We start from the raw sequence: 24,973 nt of genomic DNA on the forward strand, positions 1-24,973 counted from the left end.
CCAAAAGGTGTGAACACATAGGGAGGGTTTAACATGGGTGAAGAAATCAAGGTTATCGTCTTTAAGCTCGGAAACGAGGAATACGGAATCGAAGTGGACAAGGTGCAGACGATCGAAAGGCTGATGCCGATTACGCGGGTGCCCAAGACGTTTGCGTTTGTCAAAGGGGTTATCAATCTTCGCGGAGTCGTCATTCCGGTCATTGACCTTCGCGGTCGTTTCGGTCTTCCGGAAGTGGAGCATACCGACCAGACGCGGATTATTATCGTTGCCGTGAATGAAATGCAGGTCGGCTTCATTGTGGACTCGGCGAGCGACGTCATCGATTTGGACAGCGACAATATCGATTCTCCTCCTGAAGTGGTCGGGGGCATTAAAGCGAAGTATCTGCGCGGCGTAGCGAAAATCGGAGAGGAACGGCTGCTTGTCATGCTGAACCTGTCCGAAGTGCTTAACAAAAGCGAAATTATCCAGCTCGAAGGGCTTGAGGACTAGGCGGTGGAGCTGTTTAAGCACGGCAAGGACTTCAAAATGGACGTCCTCAAAGAGGTGGGGAACATCGGGGCGGGCAACGCCGCTACCGCCCTTTCAAGACTGCTGGACAAACCGATCGATATGGCGGTTCCGAAGGTTCAGCTGCTGACTTTTGATGAAATTGCCGAAAGCGTTGGCGGAGCCGAGCGTATCGTACTTGCCGTTTTTCTGCGGGTTGAAGGGGATGCGCCGGGAAACTTGTTTTTTATCATGAGTCCGGAGGCCGGAAAAAATCTGCTTCAGCGCCTCGCCGGAATTGAAGTATCGGAAGACGGCGATTTTACGGAAATGGAGCAGTCTGCCATCAATGAGATCGGCAACATTTTGGCGGGGTCCTATCTGTCGTCTCTGGCGGACTTCACCAAGCTTTCGATGACGCCAACCGTTCCGGGATTGGCGATGGATATGGCGGGAGCCATCCTGAGTTACGGACTTCTGCAGTTTGGAGAAATGGGGGACGATGCCTTGCTGATCAACACGACGTTTCTTGAAGGGCAACACGAAGTGGAGGGTCAATTTTTCCTGATCCCGGATCCCCAGTCTTTTGCTCAAATATTCGAAGCTTTGGGAGTGCCTCTTGGGAATGATTGAAGAACAAAGTGTGGTAAAAGTGGCGATGGCGGATTTAAACGTCGCGGGTCCCGGCGGGATTTTACGTACAACAGGACTTGGATCTTGCGTAGGTCTGACATTGTACGACCCGCTGTTGAAGATCGGCGGCATGGCTCATGTCATGCTTCCGTCTTCTTCCATCGCCAGAGAGGGACAGCTGAACCTGGCCAAGTATGCGGATACGGCTATTCCTGTGCTGCTGAACAAGCTTAAGAGCATGGGCGCTTCACAAGCAAGGCTCGTGGCCAAAATGGCCGGAGGAGCCCAAATGTTTGCTTTCGCCGGCGCGGGCGACAGCATGCGGATCGGCCCGCGCAACGTGGAGTCCTGCAAGGCCGGGCTGGAACAACTGCGGATTCCGCTCATCGGCGAAGATACCGGCGGAAATTACGGACGGACTGTGGAATTGGACTGCGCAACGGGTAATTTTATCATACGCAGCGTACAAAAGGGCATAAAGGAATTGTAGCCATGATAGGAAAACTTCGATATAACTTGTGGGCCGGCGCGGCCGGATTCATATTTACGTTTCTTTTCTCCATTCGCAATAACCTTTGGTTAACCAGTCTGAACCGGGCAATTATAGCTTTTGCCGCGTGGTTTCTGCTCGCATACCTGTTGAGATGGGTATTTACGCTGGCTTTTGCGCCTGCCGATCTTTCAGCAAAGCAAAACGTAACGGATGCGGGGCCCGAGGAACAGGTAGGCGCCAGGTTCGACATGACGACGCCGTCTCAAGATGACGAAGAATTAATGAATCTTTTAAAACAGGAACCTGAGAACAAGCCGGAGGGCGGCGCATTTGTTCCATTAGACCCGCCCAAGCTGGTTTCAAACAAGAATCCCGAAGAACTGGCCAAGGCCGTTCGTCACCTGACAGAAAAATAAGGATGGTGAAGGCAATTGGACGAGCGTAAAGCTTCTCCCCTGAATCATGCGGATTTGTGGACTGCATGGAAGGAAAATGGAGACCAAGAAGCGAAAAAAGAAACTGATCGAAAATCATTTGCACATCGTTGACTATGTTTCCAGCCGTTTGGCAATTGGACTTCCCCGAAATGTTTCCAAGGGAGATTTGGCCAGCAATGGAGTAATGGGTCTGATTGATGCCATTGAGAAGTTTGATTATAAACGCGGATTGCAATTTGAAACCTATGCTTCATGGAGGGTTCGGGGCGCTATCCTGGATTCGCTGAGACAGGGGGACTGGGTTCCGCGTTCCGTCCGCGAAAAAGCCAAAAGAATCGAAACCGCATACCAGCAGCTGGAACAAAAATATTTACGGACGGTCAGCGACTCAGAGATGAGCGAATACCTCCAGGTTTCGGAAAAGGAGTTCAGGCATATGCTGCAGGAAGTGGCCGTCATGACGCTGAATTCGCTGGAGGATCCGATCCGCGAAGAGGAATCGGAGACCCGCATGTCGCTCTTGGTGGATGAGAAAGCGAAAAATCCGGACCATAAGGTACATGAATTTTATCTTAAGGAAGCTCTTGTCAAGGGAATCGGCAAGCTGACGGAGAAGGAAAAAACGGTAGTCTCGTTGCTTTATTACGAGGATTTGTCGCTCAGCGAGATAGCCGAGGTCATGTCCTTGTCGCCGTCCCGGATATCGCAGCTTCATTCGAAAGCGATATTAAGGCTGAGGGCTGCTCTGGAAAAGGACAAGGATCTTTTGATGCAGAATGATTGAATTCGGTCATTCGAGGAAGGGGGTTCCATGAATTGTCTGTAGATTATGCGTTGGAGAAATTTTTTCAAGTTACGTTTTCGGATGATAAAACCGTTGCGTACGTGCAGCTTTCCGATTGGGAAGAAGGCTTTGGCTGCGAGCCGGAGGAACTCGAGCAGTTTCTTCGGAAACGAGGAATCAAGTACGGGATCCAGCATGATGCGATTAACCGGATCGCCGGGCATGCGGAAGAATACCAATACAGCAGGACGCCTGTAGCAATGGGGACGGAACCTGTCCATGGGGAAAACGGCCGGATTGAGTTTAAGGTGGACCTTGGGGACAAAGAGACATCCCGTCCCTTGGAGACGGCAGACGGGAAGGTCGACTACAAGGAAATTACCAGGCTGAACAATGTCAGAAAAGGACAGCTTCTCGCCGTGCGCATTCCGGCAAAGCCGGGCGTTCCCGGCACAGCCGTTACCGGGGAAGAAATCCCATGCAAACCGGGTAAAGAGGCCCAATTTAAAATCGGTAAAAACGTGGTGGTCGATCCGGAACAAAACGTCATGTACGCCGCCATTGACGGCCTGCTTACGAAAACGGAAAAAGGCAAAATCAACGTGTTTCCCGTTTACGAGATCAACGGGGATGTTGACTACAGCATCGGCAACATCGATTTTGTAGGGACCGTGGTGATTCGTGGAAACGTATTATCCGGCTTCCGGATAAAAGCGGCCGGGGACATCAGGATCACCGGGTTCGTGGAAGGCGCGGAGCTGGAAGCGGAGGGCTCGATTGATATTTCCGGAGGAATCATCGGCTACAACAAGGGTTACGTCAAAGCCGGGCATAACGTCAAAAGCGCGTTCGTCCAGGACGGCAACGTCATTGCGGGAGCCGACGTTAACGTTTCCCAAAGCATCATGCATTCGAATGTCCGGGCGGGCCAAAACGTCTTTTGCAACGGTACAAAGGGATTGATCGTCGGCGGGAGCATTCAAGCCGGGGAGAGAGTGGTTGCGCGCACGGTCGGAAACAGCACGTCGACGACGACCGTCATCGAAGTAGGCGTTTTGCCCGAGCTCCGGAACGAATTGGGCGAGCTGAGGGTCAAATTAAAGCAGCAGCTGGAAAGCATGGACAAAACGGATAAAGCGCTTTATCTATTGAACCAGTTGGCCGCGTCGGGACAACTGCCGCCGGATAAGCTCGCGCTTCGCATCAAGCTGAATGCCACCAAAAAAATCCAATATGGCCGAACAGAAAGAAACCCGGGAACGCATGCTTGAAATTGAGCGTATGCTGGAGGATACGGGAAAAGCCAAAGTGGACATCATCAAAACGATATACGGCGGGGCGAAAATCGTGATTGGAAGATACACCCGTTTCATCAAGGATCCGACACAACGGGTTTCTTTTTATTATCATGAGGGTGACATCACGATGGTGCCTATGCTGTAGATCGCCTTTTTATTATTATCAAGCCGGACACAACCATTACAACAGGACGGGGTGATTCCATTGAGTTTGAAATCGGTGGAAATGCAAATTGCGGTGCCGCGGACCAGTGAGGCGAGCAGAATCCAACAAGAGCATCATCAGCGTCCGACCCAGGACCAGTCGTTCTTGGCCGGGGAACATATCAAGCAGAGCAGACAGGCTGCCCAGAGGAGTACGGAGATCGACGAAACGGCGGAATCCGCGGTCCGGGATGGCGGATCCGGGCATTCGCCCGAACAGGGCGGAGACGGTCACGGACAAAAAAGAACGGGCTCCGGAACAGCCTGTGGAGCATCCGTACAAAGGCCGAAACTTCGACATATCCCTTTAAGGGGCAGTTATGAAAGGAACCTGAAGTCGGATCTTGAGTTCATAAAATCTGGCATGAAGAACACGCACTTTTAACAGACGGCAACGATTGCAGAAATTAAAGGCACACAAAGGAGTTAACAGCTTTGAACCCATGGATCTATATCGTCCTCCTAGGAATCGCCGCGCTGCTATATGCGCTTTTGCTTCCCAAACGTCGCGAGGAATCGGCTGCAAGCGATCAGCTTGTCAAGGAAATGGAGTCTACCCTGGAGCAGTATATGGGAGAAATTCAACTGGAAAACGAACAGCTTCTGCAGCTCGTCGGCCAGATGAAGCAGGAGCAGGCGGCCAAGCAGACTGCGCAGCAGGAGCAGTTGAATGAAATCAGGCAGCGTCTGCTCTCCACGGAGCAGCAGCTTGCTGCGGTTGAACAGCGCTTAAATGAAGCGGAAAAATCGATATCGACGGCAGTGGCGGAAATCTCGGCCGGATCCTCATCTGCAGCTGCCGGGGAGGAACCGAAGCCCCAACCGATTCCCTCCATTAAAGACCGTTACTACGAGCTGTTTCAGATGTTTGAAGCAGGAAAATCCATCGATATGATTGCCAAGGCAGCCGGAATGCAGCGCGGTGAGGTTCAACTGATCTTTCAACTGGCCAAGCAGGAGGAATCGCCGTGATCAAGAACCGTACGTTTATGATGGGGCTCGGTGCAGGTCTCGTGCTCGGGGCGGTGCTGCTGCAGCTGATGCTGGTGGGCGAACGCAGCATGACATCCGGAGAAGAGCGGGAATGGAGCAAGGAGCAGGTGGTCAAGGCGGCCGAATCTCTAAATCTTCAAGTCGTTGAAAGTTCGGACGAGCTGATGACCGAGGAGCAGTGGGAGGAGAAAAGGAAGAGCAAGAACGGAGAATCGCAGGGAACTTCTAACGGATCACCATCCCGGCCGTCCGATGCCGGCACGCCGGATTCGCCCAAAAAACCCGTGTCGCCGAAAGAATCAAAGTCTCCGGCGGATTCGCCGGATGCCAAGAAGCCTTCAGTTCCGAAAGATCCGACGCCTGCGGAGATCGCCTATGTGATCAAGCGCGGAAATTTGGCGGATGTGGCGAAGGGACTGCAGAATGCCGGTATCATCAAGGATAAAGAGGCGTTTATTAAAGCGGCAACCGCTAAAGGGATTAATAAATTCATCCAGCAGGGCACCTTCTACTTTACTCCTGGCGAGGATGCAAACTCCATCATATCCAAAATATCGACGAAACCGCCGGAAAAACCGTCCAAGTAGCCATTAGGCCAGCGAGGCGGTTTTTCGAAATATTTTAGAGGCACAAGCCAACGCTTTTTTCAAAGGACGTAGGGAGGGTTTCTGCTTGGTGTGCCGTAGTCCATAACGGCCGGCAGCCGTACATACATGATATGTTGAAGCTGTTTTGCAGCGCACAAAAATAATTGCATCCGCCCTTTGATTATGATATAGTAATTGACGGTGTTAAAACACACGCCAGAGTGATTTCGTTAAGGGTGCTTCCGAAATGGAAGTCTTAGCGGGAAATGACCTTGGCGGAGGGCACACAAAAACCAAATTTAGGAGGTGCGTGAAGATGGCAGTAATCTCCATGAAGCAGCTTTTGGAAGCTGGGGTACACTTCGGTCACCAGACTCGTCGCTGGAACCCAAAAATGGACAAATATATCTTCACTGAAAGAAACGGTATTTACATCATTGACCTGCAAAAAACGGTCAAGAAAGTGGAAGAAGCTTTTAACTTCGTAAAAAGCGTCGCCGCTGAGAACGGAACAATCCTGTTCGTAGGAACGAAAAAACAAGCTCAAGATTCCGTTAAGGAAGAAGCTGAACGTTGCGGAATGTACTACATCAACCAACGTTGGCTCGGCGGAACCCTGACTAACTTCGAAACGATCCAAAAACGCATCAACCGTCTGAAAGAATTGGAAAGATGGGAAGAGGACGGCACGTTCGAAGTGTTGCCTAAGAAAGAGGTTATCATTCTCCGCAAAGAGAAAGACCGCCTCGAGAAATTCCTGGGCGGCATCAAGAACATGAAGGGCCTTCCAAGCGCTTTGTTCGTCATCGATCCTCGCAAAGAGCGTATTGCGGTTGCCGAAGCTCGCAAATTGGGCATCCCAATCGTGGGTATCGTGGACACCAACTGTGATCCGGACGAAATCGACTATGTTATCCCGGGCAACGACGACGCGATCCGCGCCGTTAAATTGCTGACCGGCAAAATGGCCGATGCCGTTGTGGAAGCTCACCAAGGCGAAGAAACAACAGCCTAATATCAGGTTGATGTATAAAGAATGAATTAAATGAAAAGGGTGGTTGGTAGGTGGATAACCTCTCACTGCCCTTTTTTTAAGGTCAGAAATGCAACGAATGATTGGAAAAACAGGACTATAAAGTCAATTCACACATTGGAGGGAATATCTATGGCAGTATCAGCTAGTGCTGTAAAAGAGCTTCGTGAAAGAACAGGCGCAGGTATGCTGGATTGCAAGAAAGCACTTGACGAAACAAACGGCGACATCGACAAAGCGATCGCGCTTCTTCGTGAAAAAGGTTTGTCCGCAGCGGCAAGCAAAGCGGGACGGATCGCAACCGAAGGCGTTGTGGAATCCTACATCCACGGCGGCGGACGCATCGGCGTTCTGGTAGAAATCAACTGCGAAACCGACTTTGTCGGCAAAACCGACCAGTTCAAGGAGTTCGCGCGCGATATCGCCATGCACATAGCGGCGGCAAGCCCGAAATACGTTCGTCGCGAGGAAGTTCCTACGGAAGAGCTCGAGAAGGAAAAAGAAATTTTGAAAGCTCAAGCCCTGAACGAAGGCAAGCCTGAAAAAATCGTTGAAAAAATGGTTGAAGGCCGCATCAACAAATACTACGAAGAGCACTGTCTGCTTGAGCAAGCCTTTATCAAAGATCCTGATAAAACAATTGACGCGCTGCTTAACGAAAAAATCAGCACGATTGGCGAGAACATCTCCATCCGTCGTTTTGTCCGTTATGAGCTGGGCGAAGGTCTTGAGAAGAAACAGGACAACTTTGTTGAAGAAGTTATGTCCCAGGTGAAAAAGTAAGCCGATAGCGGCTGACATAGTCTTGCCAAAAGAGTGGAACACATTGTGTTCCTTCTTTTTTAAAAATATATGACAGTAGCCTTAGATCAAGAAAAACTCCCACCGTTTGCAGTTGACTTTTCGATGCTGCAGGCAGAAGTTTTTCTTTTGAGATAAGAAAGTGTAAAATTCGGAGTAGAGACTACCCTTATCTCGCAGGACAACTTCATTCAAGAGGCGGTCTGCTTTCTTAGAAGAGAGTGCCGATAGACGTTTCCGGCGAAACGGGTGTTTTGCTCCGATTTATTTTTACCGTCAAGCAAGAAGCTTTGCGTCTGTCTATCGTTTTTTGAAACGGGCGTCTTTCAGAAGGCGCCGTCTTAAAGTGGAGGGTATACATTTGGAACAGCCTGTATTTAAACGTGTTATTTTGAAGGTCAGCGGGGAATCTCTTGCAGGCCAGAACGGTTACGGCATCGACGCCGATACCATTACTTCCATTGCCGAACAGGTTCGGGAGGTCGTAGACCTTGGCGTTCAAGTTGCGATTGTATGCGGAGGCGGGAACATTTGGAGGGGGATCGCCGGCAGCGCGAACGGCATCGACCGGGCTACGGCCGATTATATGGGCATGCTGGCTACGGTGATGAACTCGCTGGCGCTGCAGGATGCTTTGGAACAAATCGGCGTACCGACAAGGGTTCAAACCTCGATTTCGATGCAGCAAATCGCCGAGCCGTATATTCGCCGCAGAGCGATTCGCCATCTGGAGAAGGGCCGTGTCGTCATTTTCGCCGCAGGCACGGGCAACCCGTATTTTTCAACGGATACAACCGCTGCGCTGAGAGCTGCCGAGATTGAAGCTGAAGTCATTCTGATGGCTAAGAACAAAGTCGACGGCGTATACTCAGCGGATCCATTCAAAGACGAGACTGCCGAGAAATACGAACAGCTGACTTACCTGGATGTTCTGAACAAAAACCTGGGTGTTATGGATTCCACTGCTTCTTCCTTGTGTATGGACAATAACATTCCGCTTATCGTATTCGCGATAACAGAGCAAGGGAATATCAAGCGTGTCGTTTTGGGAGAAAAAATCGGAACGATCGTTAAAGGGAGTGTTGACTAATGCCGCAATCGGTAAAAAAGAATGCTGAAGAACGCATGGAGAAGGCGATTCTGTCTTTAAAACGCGATCTCGCTACCCTGCGTGCCGGCCGTGCAAGCTCGTCGCTGCTCGACCGGATCCAAGTGGAGTATTACGGAGCCCCGACTCCCGTAAACCAGCTTGCCAATATTACGACACCGGATTCCCGTACGCTGATGATTCAGCCTTGGGACAAATCCTCATTGGGGGATATAGAAAAAGCGATCATGAAATCGGATCTCGGACTGACGCCGGCAAACGACGGAAACCAAATCCGTCTGTCCATTCCACCGTTGACGGAGGAACGCAGAACCGAACTCGTGAAAATGACGAAGAAATTCGGCGAGGAAGCGAAAGTGGCCATCCGCAACATTCGCCGGGATGCCAACGATGACATTAAAAAAAATGGAGAAAACCGATATTTCCGAGGACGAGTCCCGGAGACATCAGGAAGATATCCAGAAGACGACCGATAAATTTATCGCGGAAGTCGACAAAGTACTCGTTGCTAAAGAAAAAGAGATCATGGAAGTATAAGAGACTTCGGCCCCTCCGTCTTCGGTGGGGTTTTGGTCTCTTCAAGCAGAGTGATGCCTGGAGGAAATGGAATGATCAAACGGGTTCGATCGTGGTTGAATCAGGAGGACAGTCAGCAGGGGTTCCGGCTCTCTCCGGATAATATTCCGCATCATGTCGCCATTATCATGGACGGCAACGGACGATGGGCGAAGAAGCGCGGGCTTCCGCGCATTTTGGGCCATCAAAACGGGATGAAGGCGGTCAAGAGAGCGGCGATTGCGGCGGATGAATTGGGGATCAAAATATTGACGATGTATGCTTTTTCAACGGAAAACTGGAAGCGTCCCAAGGATGAGGTCGATTTCCTGATGAAGCTTCCGCAAGAGTTTCTGGCGATTGAGCTGGAGGAACTGATCGAGAAAAATGTCCGGGTAACCATGATGGGCCATCCGGAAGATCTTCCTTCGCATACGCTGGATGCCATGAGAGAAGCGGTGTCGAGGACGGCGAATAATGACGGGCTTGTTTTGAATTTTGCGTTGAATTATGGCGGACGCAAGGAGATCACCGAATGTCTTAAATCGATGGGACGCGACATTCGTGAGGGGACCCTTCGGCCTGAGGATATTACCGAAGAATTGATCGGTTCACGGCTTCTTTCGAGCGATCTGCCTGATCCGGATCTGTTGATCCGAACGAGCGGAGAGCTGCGGCTCAGCAATTTTATGCTGTGGCAGCTCGCATACAGCGAATTATGGTTTACCGATATCCTATGGCCCGAATTTACCAGGGAACATCTGGAAAAAGCTGTTGCCGAATATCAACACAGAACCCGCCGTTACGGCGGTTTGACTTAAGCTTGGAGGATGGGACGTAATGAAACAGCGATTGATTACCGGAATTATAGCGGGAGCGGTCTTTTTGGGATTATGTTTCATGGGCGGTCTTTGGTATCATCTTCTGGTTCTGGCCATGTCCCTGATCGGCTTTTACGAATTTGCCAAAATGGCGAAGATGTCACCGTTCGGCGGAACGGCGATCATCGGTTACCTGGGCGTTCTCGCGTTTGTGTTTCCGTGGAGGCTGACGGACGTCTCATTCGTCCTGTCCTGGGAGCAGGTGATCTGGCTGGTGATGGTGCTCTTTCTGCTGGTGACCGTTGCCAGCAAAAACAGGGTTCCCATCCAGCAGGTTTCTTTACTGTTTTTGGCAGCCGTGTACGTCGGCGTCGGGTTTTCCTCCATTGCGGAATCCCGGAATACGCCGGACGGCAACGGGCTGTTTTGGACATTCCTGCTGCTGGCATCGATCTGGGCCAGCGACGCCGGTGCTTATTTTGTCGGGCGCAAGCTTGGACGCATGAAGCTATGGCCCGCCATCAGTCCGAACAAAACGGTGGAAGGGGCGCTCGGTGGCGTTTTGATTGCCGTTTTGACCGCAATTGTTTTTTCGCTGTTTTCAGGCGGATTGCTCCCGCTTGGCAATGCCGTTCTTATCGGGCTTGCCAGCGCCGTTGCCGGACAGCTCGGAGATCTTGTGCAGTCGGCCTATAAACGAATTTTCGGCGTAAAGGATTCCGGCAATCTGCTGCCGGGACACGGCGGCATTCTGGACCGGTGCGACAGCTGGATTATCGTGTTTCCTTTTGTACATATGATAGGCCTGCTGCCATATTGAGGAAAGGACAGATGCAGATATGAAAAAAATCAGCTTGCTCGGTTCGACGGGTTCCATAGGAACACAAACTTTGGATGTGGTATCCAACTACCGTGAAGCTTTTCAAATTGAAGGCTTGGCCGCAGGAAGCAATACGGATCTGCTCCTTAAACAGGCAAGGGAGTTCAAACCGAAAAAAGTTTCCGTGGCTACCAAGGAATTGGCTGACCGTATTCGAGAGGATCTGCCTGCCGGCACCCAGTTGTATTACGGCACCGAAGGATTAATCGAAATCGCGGCCGGAACGGAAGCCGAGATGGTCGTAACCGCCGTCATGGGCAGCATGGGGCTTCCTTCAACTTTGGCGGCCATCGAGGCCGGCAAGACGATCGGGCTTGCGAATAAGGAGACGCTGATTACGGCAGGACATCTCGTAACGAAACGGGCCGAGGCAAAAGGCGTGAAACTTCTTCCGATCGACAGCGAGCATTCGGCCATTTTTCAATGCTTGAACGGCGAGCGCCGAAAGGATATCGATGTTATTACTCTAACGGCTTCCGGCGGTTCGTTCCGGGACCTGAACCGGGATCAATTGAAGCAGGTAACGGTTGAGGATGCGCTTAAGCATCCGAACTGGTCCATGGGGGCAAAAATTACGATCGATTCGGCGACGATGGTGAACAAAGGGCTGGAAGTCATGGAAGCACATTGGTTGTTCGGCCTTCCTTACGAACAAATCCAAGTGCTGCTACATCCTGAAAGCATTGTTCATTCGTTCATTCAGTTCAAGGATACCAGCATCATCGCACAGCTCGGAAATCCCGATATGAGAGTACCTATACAGTACGCTTTGACCTATCCGGAACGCTGGCCTTCCAGTTCTCCGAAGTTATCGCTTGCGGAAGCGGGAAAGCTGCATTTTCGTGAAATGGATTTTGACCGTTTTCCTTGTTTAAGGCTGGCTTACGAATGTGGTAAAATGGGAGGGACGGCTCCTGCCGTGTTTAACGCTGCCAACGAAACGGCCGTTGCTCGTTTTCTAAATCGGGAAATATCGTTTCTCCAAATTGAAAACATTATCGAAGAAGTGTTGAACCGACATGACAACAAGCCGGAACCGTCTTTGGAGGTTATTGAGGAAAGCGACCGCTTAGCCCGCGAACTGGCCTCGCGCCTTTAGGAATCCGTAACGATCACAAATCTCCCTGAAAAAAGCTGACAGCATGTGATTCTCTTGTGACCGACAGGAGAATAATGATAATCTATAAGGACATACTGCGTTCTCGGAGAAAAGGGGGATGTCAATATTGGAAATGGTGCAGGTTGTTTTTTTTAACGGTGCTCATGTTTTTTGTCATCGTGACGGTGCATGAATGGGGGCACTACTACTTCGCCAAACGTGCGGGTATTTTGGTTCGTGAGTTTGCGATCGGTTTCGGCCCGAAACTGTTCTCGTATAAACGGAATGAAACTCAATTCACGCTTCGGCTGCTTCCATTCGGCGGATATGCGCGCATGGCCGGTGAGGATCCGGAACTGATCGAGATCCAGGCGGGACAGACGATAGCCGTCAGGTTGGACAGCGACAATAAGGTTAAGCGAATTTACCTGGATCAACTGGATAACCGCAAGAACGTCATTCGCGGGGAAGTGCAGTTTATCGATCTGGAAGAACGCCTGTCGCTCCGTTTGGACGTGGACGGGGAGTTTCAGCAGTATGAAGTTCATCCCCAGGCCATGATGGTTTCCAAGGGCACGGAAACCCAAATCGCCCCGAAAAACCGCCAGTTCGGCAGCAAAACCGTCGGCCAGCGGGCCTTGGCGATCTTTGCGGGTCCGGTTATGAACTTTATTCTGGCCTTCGTATTATTCGCTCTGCACATTCAAATGGCGGGGATTCCGATTGAGAACCCGTCGTACGTGCAGATCGGAGAGATCACGAAAGGCATGCCTGCCGATGAAGCCAAGCTTCAAGAAGGCGACATCATCGAAACGGTAAACGGTACCGCCATCGGTGCCGATTACAAGAAAATGATACAGCTGATCGCCGATTCCAAGGACAAGCCCATGGACTGGACCGTGCGGCGCGGAGAGCAGGTATTCAACGTAACCCTAACCCCGCGCTCGATGGAAGGTCAGGAGGGCGGAAAAGTCGGAATCGTGCCTGAGCTTCCAAGCCGTTCGGCCGGGGTGGTTGAAACCATAACCGGTGCGGGAACGGCGATGGTGGATACGACGAATATCATATTCCAAGGCTTCAGCCAGCTGATCCAAAAGTTTTCCATGGACGATCTGGGGGGCCCCGTACGAACCTTTGAGGTAACGGGTCAAATCGCCAAGCAGGGCATCGAGCAGCTCACATACTGGGCAGCGATTCTCAGTCTGTATTTGGGGATATTCAACCTTCTGCCGGTTCCTGCATTGGACGGAAGCCGGCTTATTTTCCTCGGGGTGGAGGCGCTGCGGGGCAAGCCGATTGATCCGAACCGGGAAGGCATGGTTCATTTTATCGGTTTCGCGATGCTGTTTCTGTTAATGATTGCCGTAACATATAACGACATTTTGCGTTTGATTAACGGTTAACTGACTGAAGATTTACGGCTCGGTGCGCCAGCCGCACGCGGGCCGTAATTTTTTTTTCGTAAGGCCATGGACCGGTAGGGGATTCAAGATACCTTACAGCCGATCTTGCTTCATACTTTGATGTTTTCGTATAGGAGGACAAGTATTCTTATGTCTAAGGATAAACAATTCGTGACCGAAATTACGCCGCAGGGAGAGGACTTCTCGCGCTGGTACATAGACGTCATTAAAAAAAGCGGACCTGATGGATTACTCGCCGGTCCGGGGGTGTATCGTATTCAAGCCCGACGGTTTCGAAATTTGGGAGCATATCAAAGAAGAGCTTGACCGCCGCTTCAAGGAGACGGGACACCGCAACGCTTATTTCCCGATTTTCATTCCGGAAAGTTTTTTTCAGAAGGAAAAAGAGCATGTGGAAGGTTTTAATCCGGAGCTGCCTTGGGTGACGGAAGCCGGCGGCGAGAAATTGGAGGAGCGTCTAGCGATTCGCCCGACTTCCGAAACGATGATCGGGCACATGTACTCCAAGTGGATCCAGTCCTATCGGGACCTTCCGGTATTGATTAACCAGTGGGCCAACGTCGTCCGATGGGAGAAGCGGACCCTTCCGTTCTTGCGGACCAGCGAGTTTTTGTGGCAGGAAGGCCATACGGCTCACGAGACCGAAGAGGAAGCCCGCAAAGAAACCATGCAAATGCTGGACATTTACAGCGATTTTGTTGAAAACTATCTGGCCATTCCGGTCATTAAAGGACAGAAGACGCCGTCGGAGAAATTTGCGGGCGCTGTGGACACGTATTCCATCGAGGCGATGATGAAGGATGGACGCGCCGTGCAGGCCGGCACATCCCACTACATGGGAACCAACTTCTCCAAGGCTTTTGAAATCCAATACCTGAACCGCGAAAATACGCTGGAGTTTGCCCATACGACTTCATGGGGAGTAAGCACGCGTCTGATCGGTTCCCTGATCATGGTTCATGGCGACGACCGCGGTCTGGCACTGCCTCCAAAAGTGGCTCCGACCCAAGTCATTATGGTACCGATCGGCCCGCCTAAGACCTGGGATGCGGTCGTTGCGCGCACGGACGAACTGTACGGCGAGTTGAAATCGGCTGGTATCCGCGTTCGCGTGGATGACAATACGGACGTTCGTCCGGGCTGGAAATTCAACGAGTACGAAATGCGGGGCGTGCCGGTACGCCTCGAAATCGGTCCGCGCGATATGGAGAACGGCGTATGCGTTCTGGTATCCCGCATCACAGGCGAGAAGAAGATTGTCCAGCAGGCGAACCTGGTTGAGGAGGTTCAAAACATGCTGGAACAGGTTCACCAGGAAATGTATGATCGTGCGAAGCAGTTCCGGGAGGATCACTTCTATTCCGTCGATACGCTGGATCAAATGAAGGAAAGCATGGAAGAGAAGCGCGGCTTTACGCTCGCCGGCTGGTGCGGATCGGCTGCCTGCGAAGATACCGTGAAACAGGAAACCGGCGCGACAAGCCGGAATATCCCATTTGAAGCCGACGAAGAGAAGACGTCTTGCCTCGTTTGCGGCGAGAAGGCAAAACATACCGTTCTATTCGCAAGAGCCTATTAATGTGATAAAGTAGTCTATTGGAATGGTCGGCATCCGAAAAAGATAATCATATTCCGGAAAGCTTCTGGATGGCATGACGCTCTGTGGGCAACAGGACGAATGGGTGCTGCCCCGGAAGCTTTTCGTTTGAAATATAAGAAAAGCGCAGGATTCATCCATACGGGACTTATATTTCTCGCGTAAAACGCCACCGACCATCTCATTGGACGACGGAGTTTGTTTTAACTTGTTGGATTGTTTCGGTATAGCAGGGAGGAAACCATGGGCACAGCGGAAGAGAAGAGAAAGCGGTTTGAGCTGCTGATGAAGCAGGGAGAAGTCCCGGCAAGTTTGGTAGACCCCTATTTTTTGGACGGCTGGATCGAGCAGGTGGAAATCCGCCGCGACAGCAAGGAATGGCTGATTACCCTGATCAAGGAAACGCTTGTCCCTTCCGAGGTCTATCGGACGTTCTGTTTGAGAATTCAGGAAAAAATGAACCATATCGCCAAAATCAAATTTTTGTTCCGATACCGGGATTCGGTAAAGGATGCCGACATCGTACAGGAATACTGGGGCTTGTTTTTGGAATGGGTCCACCGGGAAATCCCGTCGGTCAACGGCTGGATGGCACGGGCCAAGCATGAAGTGGAAGAAGGTCAGCTGCTGTTGACCATGTCCGACGGCATGTCTTTGGAGCTGGCCAAGAAAAAGCAGATCGATGCGGCGATCATGAAGTTTTTCAGCCAGTATTTCGCGCTGAATCTTCGGGTCAAAATGCAGGTTGGCGATAACGGTCAGGCTGCGTACGAAGCGTTTGAGCAAAGAAAGCGGGAAGAGGAACGCGAAGTCATCCAGGCGCTCATGACCAGCATGGAAGCGGAGGCTGAGGCGGAAGAAGAGGAAGGCGACATCAAGCTTCAGGTCGGCTATGAAATCAAGGATCAGCCTGTCCCGATTCAGGAAATTCAGGATGAAGAAAAGAAAATAACGATTCAGGGCACGATATTCGGCCTGGACCGCAGGGAGCTTCGTAACGGCAGCACTCTGTTCATGTTCAACCTGACGGATTTCACGGACTCGCTCCAGATGAAGATGTTTGCCAAAACCAAGGACGACGTGAAAGTGCTGAGCCTTCTGGCCGACGGAAAATGGGTCAAGGCACGCGGGCGCGTCGAGTTCGACCGCTTCATGCAGGTGCCTGAGCTGGTGATGATGCCTTCCGATCTGGTCGAGGTAAAGGCCCCTCCTTCCCGGAAGGACAACGCGCCGGTGAAGCGGGTGGAGTTCCACCTGCATACGACCATGAGTACCATGGACGCGGTCACGCCTATCGACAAGTACGTGAAAACCGTAGCCGGTTGGGGCCACAAAGCCATTGCGGTCAGCGATCACGGTGGCGTCCAGTGCTATCCGGATGCGGCTAAACATGCCAAAAAGAACGGAATCAAGATGATTTACGGGATTGAGGCCAACGTCGTAAACGATGCGGTCAACGTCGTGGAGCAGGCAAAGCCGATCGAGCTCAAGAGCGCCACGTATGTCGTATTCGATATCGAGACCACGGGCCTTTCGATCACGCAGAACAAAATCACGGAGCTGGCGGCGGTCAAAATGCACGAGGGCAAGGAAATTGACCGGTACGCAACCTTCGTTAACCCGCATGAAAAAATACCCTACCATATCCAGCAGTTGACCAACATCACCGATGATATGGTGAAGGATGCGCCGGATCTGGAGCCCGTGCTCAAGGAATTCGTGAAATTCACCGGAGATGCCGTGCTGGTTGCCCACAACGCGCGGTTCGATATGGGATTTATCCAGGCATCGCTGAAAAACGCGGGGATGGAGACGCTGGACAATCCTTATCTGGATACCCTTGAATTGGCCCGTTTGCTCCATCCGAGCATGAAAAACCACCGGCTGAACACGCTGGCGGACAAATATAAGGTGCTTCTCGAAAGCCATCACCGGGCGATCGACGATACGGTTGCGCTTGCCGGTATTTTGAACGGCCTTCTGGCCGACGTCGACAAGTTGAAAGGCATTGCGATGCTCGATCGGCTTAACGATTACGTGGGGACGGATCTGAGTAATACGCGGCCGTTTCACTGCGGCATTTATGCGCTGAACATGACGGGAAAGAAAAATTTGTACAAGCTGGTGTCCATGTCGCATACCGATTATTTCAAAAGGGTGCCTTGCATTCCGAAATCGAAGCTGGAAGAAATGCGCGACGGATTGATCGTGCTGTCCGGCTGCGAAAAGGGCGAGTTTTTCGAGACGGTGCTCAATAAAACCGAAGAAGAAGCGGAAGAGGTTGCACAGTTCTATGACGTGTTGGAGGTACAGCCGCTGACCATGTACATGCACCTTGTGGACAAGGGCCTTGTCGGCAGTCCGGAGGAGATCAAGACGGCCATCCGCAAAGTTATTCGCATCGGCGAAAAGTTGAACAAGCCGGTTATCGCTACCGGCAACGTGCACTATCTGGAGCCGCGGGACAAGCTCTACCGGGACATTACGATTCACGGGATCACGGGCTTTAGCCCGCTCAAGGACATCCGCAAGCCGGATGCCCATCTCCGTACCACGGAGGAAATGCTTCAGGAGTTCGAATATCTGGGCGAGGATAAAGCCTTCGAAATCGTGGTTACCAACACGAACGAACTGGCGGACCGTTTCGAAGAGTTGGAGCTCTTTCCGGACAAGCTTTTTACGCCAATTCTTGAGGGAGCGGATGAAGAAATCCGCAATACCTGCTACGAAACGGCAAGATCCATTTATGGCGAGGATCTGCCGGAAGTCGTGGTTGCCCGTTTGGAGAAAGAACTTGAGCCTATCATCAAATACGGCTTCTCCGCAAACTATCTCATCTCGGAGAAGCTGGTTAAGAAGTCGAATAATGACGGCTATCTCGTAGGCTCCCGGGGCTCCGTCGGTTCATCTGTCGTTGCGACCTTCCTTGGCATTTCCGAGGTAAACCCGCTTCCGGCCCATTATATTTGCCGAAATCCGGACTGCAAGCACAGCGAGTGGTTCCTGGACGGCAGCGTCCCGAGCGGATTCGATCTGCCGGACAAGGATTGCCCGGAATGCGGGAATCCGCTGAAAGGCGAAGGCCAGGATATTCCGTTCGAAACCTTCCTCGGTTTCAAGGGAGACAAAGTCCCGGATATTGACTTGAACTTCTCTGGTGAATATCAGCCTCATGCCCATAACTACACGAAGGTGATGTTCGGTGAGAAGAATGTGTTCCGCGCGGGAACCATCGGCACCGTTGCCGAGAAAACGGCATTCGGATTCGCCAAGAAGTATGAAGAGCAGCATCACAAGCACTGGCGCGGAGCGGAGCTGAACCGTCTGGCGGCAGGCTGCACCGGCGTCAAACGGAGCACCGGACAGCACCCGGGCGGCATCGTCGTCGTTCCGGATTATATCGAGGTAGAGGATATCACCCCGGTTCAGTACCCTGCAGATGACGTCAATTCCGAGTGGAAGACCACCCACTTTGATTACCATGCTTTCGATGCGAACCTGTTGAAGCTCGATATTCTCGGGCACGATGATCCGACCATGATGCGGATGCTTCAGGATTTGACGGGGGTCGATCCTACGACGATTCCGATGAACGATCCGAAAGTGATGAGCATGTTCAACTCGACCGAGGCGCTTGGCGTAACTCCGGAGCAAATCCGGACGCCGGTGGCAACCTACGGGGTGCCGGAGATGGGAACGAAATTCGTCCGGCAGATGCTGGTCGAATCCCAGCCTTCAAGCTTTGCCGACCTGCTTCAAATTTCGGGACTGTCCCACGGAACCGGGGTTTGGCTCGGCAATGCGCAGGAGCTTATCAAAAACGGAACCTGCAACATCAAAACCGTAATCGGTTGTCGCGACGATATCATGCTGTTCCTGATCTACAAGGCCGGCATGGATGTCGGACTGGCGTTTAAAATTACGGAGAGCGTGCGTAAAGGTAAGGGACTGACGCCGGAATGGATCGAGGAAATGAAGAAATGCAAGGTTCCCCAGTGGTACATCGACTCCTGCCTGAAGATCCAGTACATGTTTCCGAAGGCGCACGCGGCGGCTTACGTCATTTCCGCCGTCCGTACCGCGTATTTCAAGCTGTATCATCCGATTGAATACTATGCGACGTACTTCTCCGTCCGAGCGGAGGATTTTGACATCGAGCTGTGCTGCCAAGGATATGATGCCATTTACCGCCGGATTGTAGAGATCGAGCAGCTTGGCTTCCAGGCTAGCACGAAGGAGAAGAATATGCTGCCGATCCTCGAAATGGCTCTGGAAATGACGGCTCGGGGTTTCACCTTCAAGACGATCGACCTGTATCGTTCCGATGCGCTTCGGTTTACGGTGGATGGGGATTCCTTGATTCCTCCTTTCTCCTCGCTGCAGGGAATCGGGGACAACGCGGCCCGAAATATCGCCGCCGCAAGGGAATTCGGGGAGTTTCTATCCATCGAGGATTTTCAGCAGAAATCCAAGGCAAGTAAAACGGCGGTGGAACTGCTTACCCAGATGGGTTGCTTCCGGGGCCTTCCGGAAAGCAACCAGCTTTCCCTCTTTTAAAACGGGCCCGGGTACAGCGTTTAAGCCGTGTGGATAACGCCTTACCAGTCAAGGACTCATACTTGTCAGTATTACCAGTCTATGTTATAATTTTTTTGGTAATCATGGAGATAAAACCGTTGTGTAAAGAGTGGGGCAACCCACTCTTTACTCTTTGGTATAGGAAATGAAGTGTTGGAGGTTATGTTCTTTGAGCACACCGAAGATTAAAACGACCGTGGAAGAAATGGTGCAGCCGTATTTGGACCAGCACGGCTTTGAACTGGTAGATGTGGAGTATGTAAAAGAAGGAAGCAATTGGTTTTTGCGCGTTTTCGTTGACAAGGAGGGCGGCATCGATATCGACGATTGCGGCCTGATCAGCGAATACCTGAGCCAGAAGCTGGATGAAAACGACCCGATTCCAACCGCTTATTTTCTCGAGGTTTCTTCTCCCGGCGCCGAGCGTCCGCTGAAGAAGAAAGAAGATATCGCCAAGTCCGTCGGCAAGAACGTGTTTGTTACCGTCTACGAGGCCGTGGACGGAATGAAGGAGTTTGAGGGCAAGCTCGTATCCTTTGAGAACGATGAGCTTATTGTCCAGTCCGGGAAGAAGCAGCACGTGATTCCATATCCCAAAGTCGCCAGTGCCAGATTGGCCATCATTTTCTAAAATATAAGAAAGTATAAAATACCATCTATACTTGGCTTATATTTCACGCGGAAACGCTCATCGTCCTTAAGAAGGACGATGAAGCCGTTTCTACTTGACGGAAGTTTTGAAAGGGGGAACCGATTTTCAATGAGTATGGATTTTATTGAAGCCATGAATGAGTTGGAGAGAGACAAGGGCATAAGCAAGGATGTATTGTTTGAAGCGATTGAGGCGGCGCTGATTTCCAGTTACAAGCGTAACTTTAATACCGCTCAGAACGTGCGGGTCGATATGAACCGCAACACCGGCGTCATTAAGGTGTATGCCCGCAAATTGGTGGTTGAAGAGGTTTTGGATCCGCGGACGGAAATTTCGCTGCCTGCGGCACGCGACATTAACGCGCATTTCCAGATTGACGACATCGCCGAGATCGAAGTGACGCCAAGAGATTTTGGACGCATTGCCGCGCAAACGGCAAAGCAGGTTGTTACCCAGCGCATTCGCGAAGCGGAACGCGGCCTGATCTACAGTGCTTTCATCGACAAGGAAGACGATATCGTAACGGGTACGCTGCAGCGCCAGGATCCGCGCAACATTTACATTGACCTTGGCAAGATCGAAGCGGTTCTTCCGCTCACCGAGCTGATGCCTAACGAGAAATTCAAACACGGGGACCGGATCAAGGCGTATATCACGAAAGTGGAAAATACGACAAAGGGTCCTCAAATCATGCTCTCCCGCACGCATCCGGGGCTTTTGAAGCGTCTCTTCGAGCTTGAGGTTCCGGAAATTTTCGACGGTGTCGTCGAAATCCGGTCCGTAGCCCGCGAAGCCGGATTCCGTTCCAAAATCGCCGTGTACTCCCGGAATGAAGAGGTTGATCCGGTCGGCTCCTGCGTAGGGCCGAAAGGCATGCGGGTACAGACGATCGTAAACGAGCTCCGCGGAGAGAAGATTGACATCGTGCGTTATTCGGAGCAGGTTGAAGAATATGTTGCGAACGCGCTGAGTCCTTCCAAGGTTCTTGAAGTGCAGGTCTTCGAGGACGAGAAAATGGCTCGGGTTATCGTTCCGGATTACCAGCTGTCATTGGCCATCGGGATTAAAGGACAGAATGCCCGGCTGGCTGCCAAGCTGACAGGCTGGAAAATCGACATTAAGAGCGAGAGCCAGGCGGAACAGGAATACGGCAGACCGAAAACCCTGACGGGTGAGATGCATCAGGATTCCGTCTCCGTCGACTAATGTAAAGGACGGGGGGGCTGGACTTGAAACAGAGAAAGATACCGCTTCGCAAGTGCGTGGCTTGTCAAGAAATGAAGCCTAAAAAGGAGCTTATCCGCATTGTAAAGACGCCTGAAGATACGGTGCTTATCGATCTGACCGGCAAGAAGTCAGGCAGGGGCGCTTATTTGTGCGGAAACTTGTCCTGCTTTAAGCTGGCACAGAAGAACAAGGCGCTTGACCGCGCCTTGAAGCACCATGTTCAGTCAGAGATTTATGAACAGTTGGCCCAGGATTTTATAAAAGTGGAAGATGAATTCCTTGCCGCGAAGGATCGTGCCGATGACGAATAAGGCGCTGTCCAATATAGGCCTTGCCATGCGTGCGGGAAAAGTGGTTACCGGCGATGAGATCGTGCTCAAAGCCATCCGGTCTTCTGAAGCGAAAATGGTCATTCTGGCGGGTGACGCCTCAGATAATACAAAAAAGAAGTTCCGCGATAAATGCGGTACTTACAAAATCCCTCTGGTAATCGGATTTGACCGGGAAAGTCTGGGCACAAGCGTAGGTAAGCCCGAACGGGTTGTGCTGGCAGTTACGGATCAAGGATTCGCAGAAATGATCTCCAAGAAGCTGGAGATAATGTCGGAGGTGGAGTATATTGAGTAAACAGGATAACAAGGACAATAAACTTCGGGTATACGAGTATGCCAAATCGCTGAACATGAGCAGCAAGGAAATCATAACGATACTCAAGCGTTTGAACATTCCGGTGAACAATCACATGAGCGTGATGGAAAACGATACGGTCTCCAAGGTCGAGCAGTTTTTCAAAGACATCAAGTCGAATGCTGCGGCCAAGCGGGACGGTTCGGAAGGGTCGCGCAGCGATAACCGGAAGCCTGCTGTCACCGTTGCGAGCAGCACGGCACCGTCGGGAAGCGCTGAAGGCAGCGCTCCTGCCAAACGAAATGAAGGCGGCCGGAATGGGCACAGCGGCAGCCGGAATCAGGGTCAACGATCCTCAGGTCAATCGCAGGAACAAGGACAGCCCAAAAAACAACAGGAAAAGCAGGTAGGTATGAATAATAGAAATCAACAAAACAACTCCAATGCATCCGGCTCCCCGCAGCGTTCTGGCAGCGGACAGGATAACCGGAGAAACCATAACACGACCGCTTCCCAAGGAAGCCAGCAAAATAACAGGGGCAGAGGGCCTCAAGGCTCCGGCCAGCAAGGCGCTTCCCGTCCTCAGCAAAACAATGGACAGTCGGGCAATCCGCGTGCCCAGCAGGGGTCCAATCAGCCTCAAGGAGGCCGCAGCGACAACCAGCGTTCGGGCGGAAACACAGGATTCTCCAATAATAACAACAATGGCGGAAACCGCGGCGGTTCCAGAAACGGCAATAATAACAACAATAACCGCCAGGGTTCCAAGCGCTTTGACGACAACAACCGTCAAGGAGGGTTCCGCAACAACAACCGCGGAGGCAAAAATAACCGCGGCCGGAATCAAAATCAGCAGCAACCGCCTCGCGAGAAAATCGACAACACGCCGAAGAAAATTATCGTCCGTGGCAACATGACCGTCGGTGAAACGGCGAAGCTGCTTCATAAGGACGCTTCCGAGGTCATCAAGAAGCTGATTTTCCTCGGCGTGATGGCCACCATTAACCAGGAGCTCGACATCGATACGATTCAGCTTCTGGCCGGTGAGTTCGGCGTTGAGGTCGAAGTGAAAATTCCTGTGGAGGAAGATCGCTTTGAAACCCTGGAGGAAGTGGACGATCCTGCCGATCTGAAAGAGCGTCCTCCGGTCGTTACGATCATGGGTCACGTCGACCATGGTAAAACGACGCTTCTGGATGCGATCCGGTCAACCAATGTGAGCAGCGGCGAAGCCGGCGGCATTACGCAGCACATCGGTGCTTACCAGGTTGAAATCAACGGCAAGAAGATTACGTTCCTGGATACGCCGGGCCACGAAGCGTTTACGGCGATGCGCGCCCGCGGTGCACAGGTAACGGATATGACGATTATCGTCGTTGCCGCGGATGACGGTGTGATGCCTCAGACGGTTGAAGCGATCAACCATGCAAAAGCTGCGGGCCTGCCGATCATCGTGGCCGTGAACAAAATCGATAAGCCGGATGCCAATCCGGATAAAGTAAAACAGGAACTTACCGAGTATGAGCTCGTGCCTGAAGAGTGGGGCGGAGACACCATTTTCGTAAATGTATCGGCTAAACAGCGCATGGGACTTGAGGATCTGCTGGAAATGATTCTTCTGGTCGCTGAGGTGAACGAATACAAAGCGAACCCGGATAAACGCGCCCGCGGTACGGTTATTGAAGCCGAGCTGGATAAAGGCAGGGGTCCGGTTGCACGCATCCTCGTCCAGCACGGTACGCTTAAAGTCGGTGATGCTTTCGTGGCCGGCAACTGCTTTGGACGTATCCGTGCCATGGTCAACGACAAGGGCCGCCGCTTGAAAGAGGCCGGTCCTTCCACACCGGTAGAAATTACCGGCTTGACCGAGGTTCCGGGTGCGGGCGATCCGTTCATGGTATTCGAAGACGAGCGCAAAGCCCGTTCCATTGCCGATAAGCGCGCGATCACCCAGCGCCAGTCCGAGCTGAATTACAGCACTCGCGTCACGCTCGATGATTTGTTTAAACATATTAAAGAGGGCGAGATCAAAGACCTTAACGTCATCATTAAAGGGGACGTTCAGGGCTCCGTCGAGGCGTTGAAAGGCTCCTTGAGCAAAATCGAAGTGGAAGGCGTACGCGTAAAAATCATTCACAGCGGCGCCGGCGCCATTACGGAATCCGACATTATTTTGGCAGCCGCTTCGAATGCCATCGTAATCGGCTTTAACGTCCGTCCGGATACGCAGGCGAAACAAACCGCCGAGCAGGAGAAGGTAGACGTTCGTCTTCACCGCGTAATTTACAATGTCATTGAAGAGATCGAACAGGCCATGAAGGGCATGCTGGATCCGGTATACAAAGAAAACGTCATCGGACACGCCGAAGTGCGGAACACCTTTAAGGTCAGCAAGGTCGGAACGATTGCCGGCTGCATGGTTACTTCCGGTAAAGTTTCCCGTAACGCCGAAGTGCGTTTGATCCGTGACGGCATTGTGATTCACGAAGGCAAGATCGATTCCCTCAAGCGTTACAAAGATGATGCAAAAGAAGTGGCGCAAGGTTATGAATGCGGCATTACCTTGGAAAGCTATAGTGACGTCAAAGAAGGAGACGTCATTGAAGCCTTTATCATGGAAACGGTAGAGCGCTAACGTAAAGAGGTGATC

20 protein-coding genes and 4 pseudogenes are annotated in these 24,973 nt (G+C 51.7%); all 24 read left to right on the forward strand.

What is annotated here, in order from left to right; all coding sequences use genetic code 11:
• The first annotated feature begins 33 nt into the window (after positions 1 to 33).
• The 24 genes and pseudogenes from XI25_RS13155 (at position 34) to infB (ending at position 24,958) form a co-directional block, all read left to right on the forward strand.
• Positions 34 to 495: a chemotaxis protein CheW gene (locus tag XI25_RS13155; protein ID WP_046679014.1), complete on the forward strand. Its 462-nt coding sequence runs from the start codon at positions 34 to 36 to the stop codon at positions 493 to 495.
• A gap of 36 nt (positions 496 to 531) precedes the next feature.
• Positions 532 to 1,125, forward strand: coding sequence for a chemotaxis protein CheC (locus tag XI25_RS13160; protein WP_442950392.1), 594 nt, complete (start codon positions 532 to 534; stop codon positions 1,123 to 1,125).
• Positions 1,118 to 1,615 carry a chemotaxis protein CheD gene (locus XI25_RS13165; RefSeq protein ID WP_046679016.1) on the forward strand — a complete coding sequence of 166 codons (498 nt, stop codon included), beginning with the start codon at positions 1,118 to 1,120 and terminating at the stop codon, positions 1,613 to 1,615. The genes XI25_RS13160 and XI25_RS13165 overlap by 8 nt, the downstream gene beginning before the upstream one ends.
• 2 nt (positions 1,616 to 1,617) lie before the next feature.
• Positions 1,618 to 2,034, forward strand: a complete 417-nt coding sequence (locus tag XI25_RS13170; RefSeq protein WP_046679017.1) for a hypothetical protein — start codon at positions 1,618 to 1,620, stop codon at positions 2,032 to 2,034.
• A 15-nt stretch (positions 2,035 to 2,049) separates the two neighbouring features.
• Positions 2,050 to 2,839, forward strand: a pseudogene (locus tag XI25_RS13175) (FliA/WhiG family RNA polymerase sigma factor).
• Positions 2,840 to 2,871: 32 nt separating this feature from the next.
• Positions 2,872 to 4,282 (forward strand): annotated as a pseudogene (locus tag XI25_RS13180) (DUF342 domain-containing protein).
• 60 nt (positions 4,283 to 4,342) lie between these two features.
• Positions 4,343 to 4,726 (forward strand): hypothetical protein, encoded by a 384-nt coding sequence (locus tag XI25_RS13185; protein ID WP_235439861.1) that lies wholly within the window; start codon positions 4,343 to 4,345, stop codon positions 4,724 to 4,726.
• Between the two features lie 50 nt (positions 4,727 to 4,776).
• Positions 4,777 to 5,313 (forward strand): hypothetical protein, encoded by a 537-nt coding sequence (locus tag XI25_RS13190; protein ID WP_046679018.1) that lies wholly within the window; start codon positions 4,777 to 4,779, stop codon positions 5,311 to 5,313.
• Positions 5,310 to 5,921, forward strand: coding sequence for a hypothetical protein (locus XI25_RS13195; RefSeq protein ID WP_046679019.1), 612 nt, complete (start codon positions 5,310 to 5,312; stop codon positions 5,919 to 5,921). Before XI25_RS13190 ends, XI25_RS13195 begins: the two co-directional genes overlap by 4 nt.
• Positions 5,922 to 6,237: 316 nt before the next feature.
• Positions 6,238 to 6,936: a 30S ribosomal protein S2 gene (gene rpsB / locus XI25_RS13200; protein WP_046679020.1), complete on the forward strand. Its 699-nt coding sequence runs from the start codon at positions 6,238 to 6,240 to the stop codon at positions 6,934 to 6,936.
• A gap of 150 nt (positions 6,937 to 7,086) precedes the next feature.
• On the forward strand, positions 7,087 to 7,737 hold the full coding sequence (gene tsf, locus XI25_RS13205; RefSeq protein ID WP_046679021.1) for a translation elongation factor Ts: 651 nt from the start codon (positions 7,087 to 7,089) through the stop codon (positions 7,735 to 7,737).
• Between the two features lie 379 nt (positions 7,738 to 8,116).
• Complete coding sequence (pyrH, locus tag XI25_RS13210; protein ID WP_046679022.1) at positions 8,117 to 8,845, forward strand: UMP kinase; 729 nt, start codon at positions 8,117 to 8,119, stop codon at positions 8,843 to 8,845.
• A pseudogene (frr, locus tag XI25_RS13215) lies at positions 8,845 to 9,400 on the forward strand (ribosome recycling factor). Before pyrH ends, frr begins: the two are co-directional and overlap by 1 nt.
• Before the next feature lie 71 nt (positions 9,401 to 9,471).
• The gene (locus XI25_RS13220) at positions 9,472 to 10,239 is read left to right on the forward strand and encodes an isoprenyl transferase (protein WP_046679023.1); all 768 of its coding nucleotides are present in this window, start codon (positions 9,472 to 9,474) and stop codon (positions 10,237 to 10,239) included.
• A gap of 19 nt (positions 10,240 to 10,258) precedes the next feature.
• Positions 10,259 to 11,059 (forward strand): phosphatidate cytidylyltransferase, encoded by an 801-nt coding sequence (locus XI25_RS13225; RefSeq protein WP_046679024.1) that lies wholly within the window; start codon positions 10,259 to 10,261, stop codon positions 11,057 to 11,059.
• 19 nt (positions 11,060 to 11,078) lie between these two features.
• Positions 11,079 to 12,218 (forward strand): 1-deoxy-D-xylulose-5-phosphate reductoisomerase, encoded by a 1,140-nt coding sequence (locus XI25_RS13230; protein WP_046679025.1) that lies wholly within the window; start codon positions 11,079 to 11,081, stop codon positions 12,216 to 12,218.
• Between the two features lie 164 nt (positions 12,219 to 12,382).
• Positions 12,383 to 13,621 (forward strand): RIP metalloprotease RseP, encoded by a 1,239-nt coding sequence (gene rseP / locus XI25_RS13235; protein WP_046679168.1) that lies wholly within the window; start codon positions 12,383 to 12,385, stop codon positions 13,619 to 13,621.
• 150 nt (positions 13,622 to 13,771) lie between these two features.
• Positions 13,772 to 15,221 (forward strand): annotated as a pseudogene (proS, locus tag XI25_RS13240) (proline--tRNA ligase).
• A 261-nt stretch (positions 15,222 to 15,482) separates the two neighbouring features.
• Positions 15,483 to 19,796: a PolC-type DNA polymerase III gene (locus tag XI25_RS13245; protein ID WP_046679026.1), complete on the forward strand. Its 4,314-nt coding sequence runs from the start codon at positions 15,483 to 15,485 to the stop codon at positions 19,794 to 19,796.
• 190 nt (positions 19,797 to 19,986) lie between these two features.
• The gene (gene rimP / locus XI25_RS13250; protein ID WP_046679027.1) at positions 19,987 to 20,448 is read left to right on the forward strand and encodes a ribosome maturation factor RimP; all 462 of its coding nucleotides are present in this window, start codon (positions 19,987 to 19,989) and stop codon (positions 20,446 to 20,448) included.
• Between the two features lie 129 nt (positions 20,449 to 20,577).
• Positions 20,578 to 21,675 carry a transcription termination factor NusA gene (gene nusA / locus XI25_RS13255; protein WP_046679028.1) on the forward strand — a complete coding sequence of 366 codons (1,098 nt, stop codon included), beginning with the start codon at positions 20,578 to 20,580 and terminating at the stop codon, positions 21,673 to 21,675.
• 23 nt (positions 21,676 to 21,698) lie between these two features.
• Positions 21,699 to 22,007, forward strand: coding sequence for an RNase P modulator RnpM (rnpM, locus tag XI25_RS13260; protein WP_046679029.1), 309 nt, complete (start codon positions 21,699 to 21,701; stop codon positions 22,005 to 22,007).
• Positions 21,967 to 22,323: a L7Ae/L30e/S12e/Gadd45 family ribosomal protein gene (locus XI25_RS13265; protein ID WP_046679030.1), complete on the forward strand. Its 357-nt coding sequence runs from the start codon at positions 21,967 to 21,969 to the stop codon at positions 22,321 to 22,323. Before rnpM ends, XI25_RS13265 begins: the two co-directional genes overlap by 41 nt.
• Positions 22,316 to 24,958: a translation initiation factor IF-2 gene (gene infB / locus XI25_RS13270; protein WP_046679031.1), complete on the forward strand. Its 2,643-nt coding sequence runs from the start codon at positions 22,316 to 22,318 to the stop codon at positions 24,956 to 24,958. Before XI25_RS13265 ends, infB begins: the two co-directional genes overlap by 8 nt.
• The last annotated feature ends 15 nt before the right edge of the window (positions 24,959 to 24,973 follow it).

The organism is Paenibacillus sp. DMB20 (assembly GCF_000987955.1).
GTDB lineage: Bacteria > Bacillota > Bacilli > Paenibacillales > Paenibacillaceae > Paenibacillus_AQ.

Bases quoted from the DNA above. Each gene is read 5' to 3' on its own strand.
- XI25_RS13245 (WP_046679026.1), top strand. From the start codon at position 15,483: ATGGGCACAGCGGAAGAGAAGAGAAAGCGGTTTGAGCTGCTGATGAAG.
- rseP (WP_046679168.1), top strand. From the start codon at position 12,383: ATGTTTTTTGTCATCGTGACGGTGCATGAATGGGGGCACTACTACTTC.
- rpsB (WP_046679020.1), top strand. From the start codon at position 6,238: ATGGCAGTAATCTCCATGAAGCAGCTTTTGGAAGCTGGGGTACACTTC.
- nusA (WP_046679028.1), top strand. From the start codon at position 20,578: ATGAGTATGGATTTTATTGAAGCCATGAATGAGTTGGAGAGAGACAAG.
- XI25_RS13165 (WP_046679016.1), top strand. From the start codon at position 1,118: ATGATTGAAGAACAAAGTGTGGTAAAAGTGGCGATGGCGGATTTAAAC.
- XI25_RS13155 (WP_046679014.1), top strand. From the start codon at position 34: ATGGGTGAAGAAATCAAGGTTATCGTCTTTAAGCTCGGAAACGAGGAA.
- XI25_RS13230 (WP_046679025.1), top strand. From the start codon at position 11,079: ATGAAAAAAATCAGCTTGCTCGGTTCGACGGGTTCCATAGGAACACAA.
- XI25_RS13225 (WP_046679024.1), top strand. From the start codon at position 10,259: ATGAAACAGCGATTGATTACCGGAATTATAGCGGGAGCGGTCTTTTTG.
- XI25_RS13265 (WP_046679030.1), top strand. From the start codon at position 21,967: ATGAATTCCTTGCCGCGAAGGATCGTGCCGATGACGAATAAGGCGCTG.
- XI25_RS13160 (WP_442950392.1), top strand. From the start codon at position 532: ATGGACGTCCTCAAAGAGGTGGGGAACATCGGGGCGGGCAACGCCGCT.
- tsf (WP_046679021.1), top strand. From the start codon at position 7,087: ATGGCAGTATCAGCTAGTGCTGTAAAAGAGCTTCGTGAAAGAACAGGC.
- XI25_RS13220 (WP_046679023.1), top strand. From the start codon at position 9,472: ATGATCAAACGGGTTCGATCGTGGTTGAATCAGGAGGACAGTCAGCAG.
- XI25_RS13170 (WP_046679017.1), top strand. From the start codon at position 1,618: ATGATAGGAAAACTTCGATATAACTTGTGGGCCGGCGCGGCCGGATTC.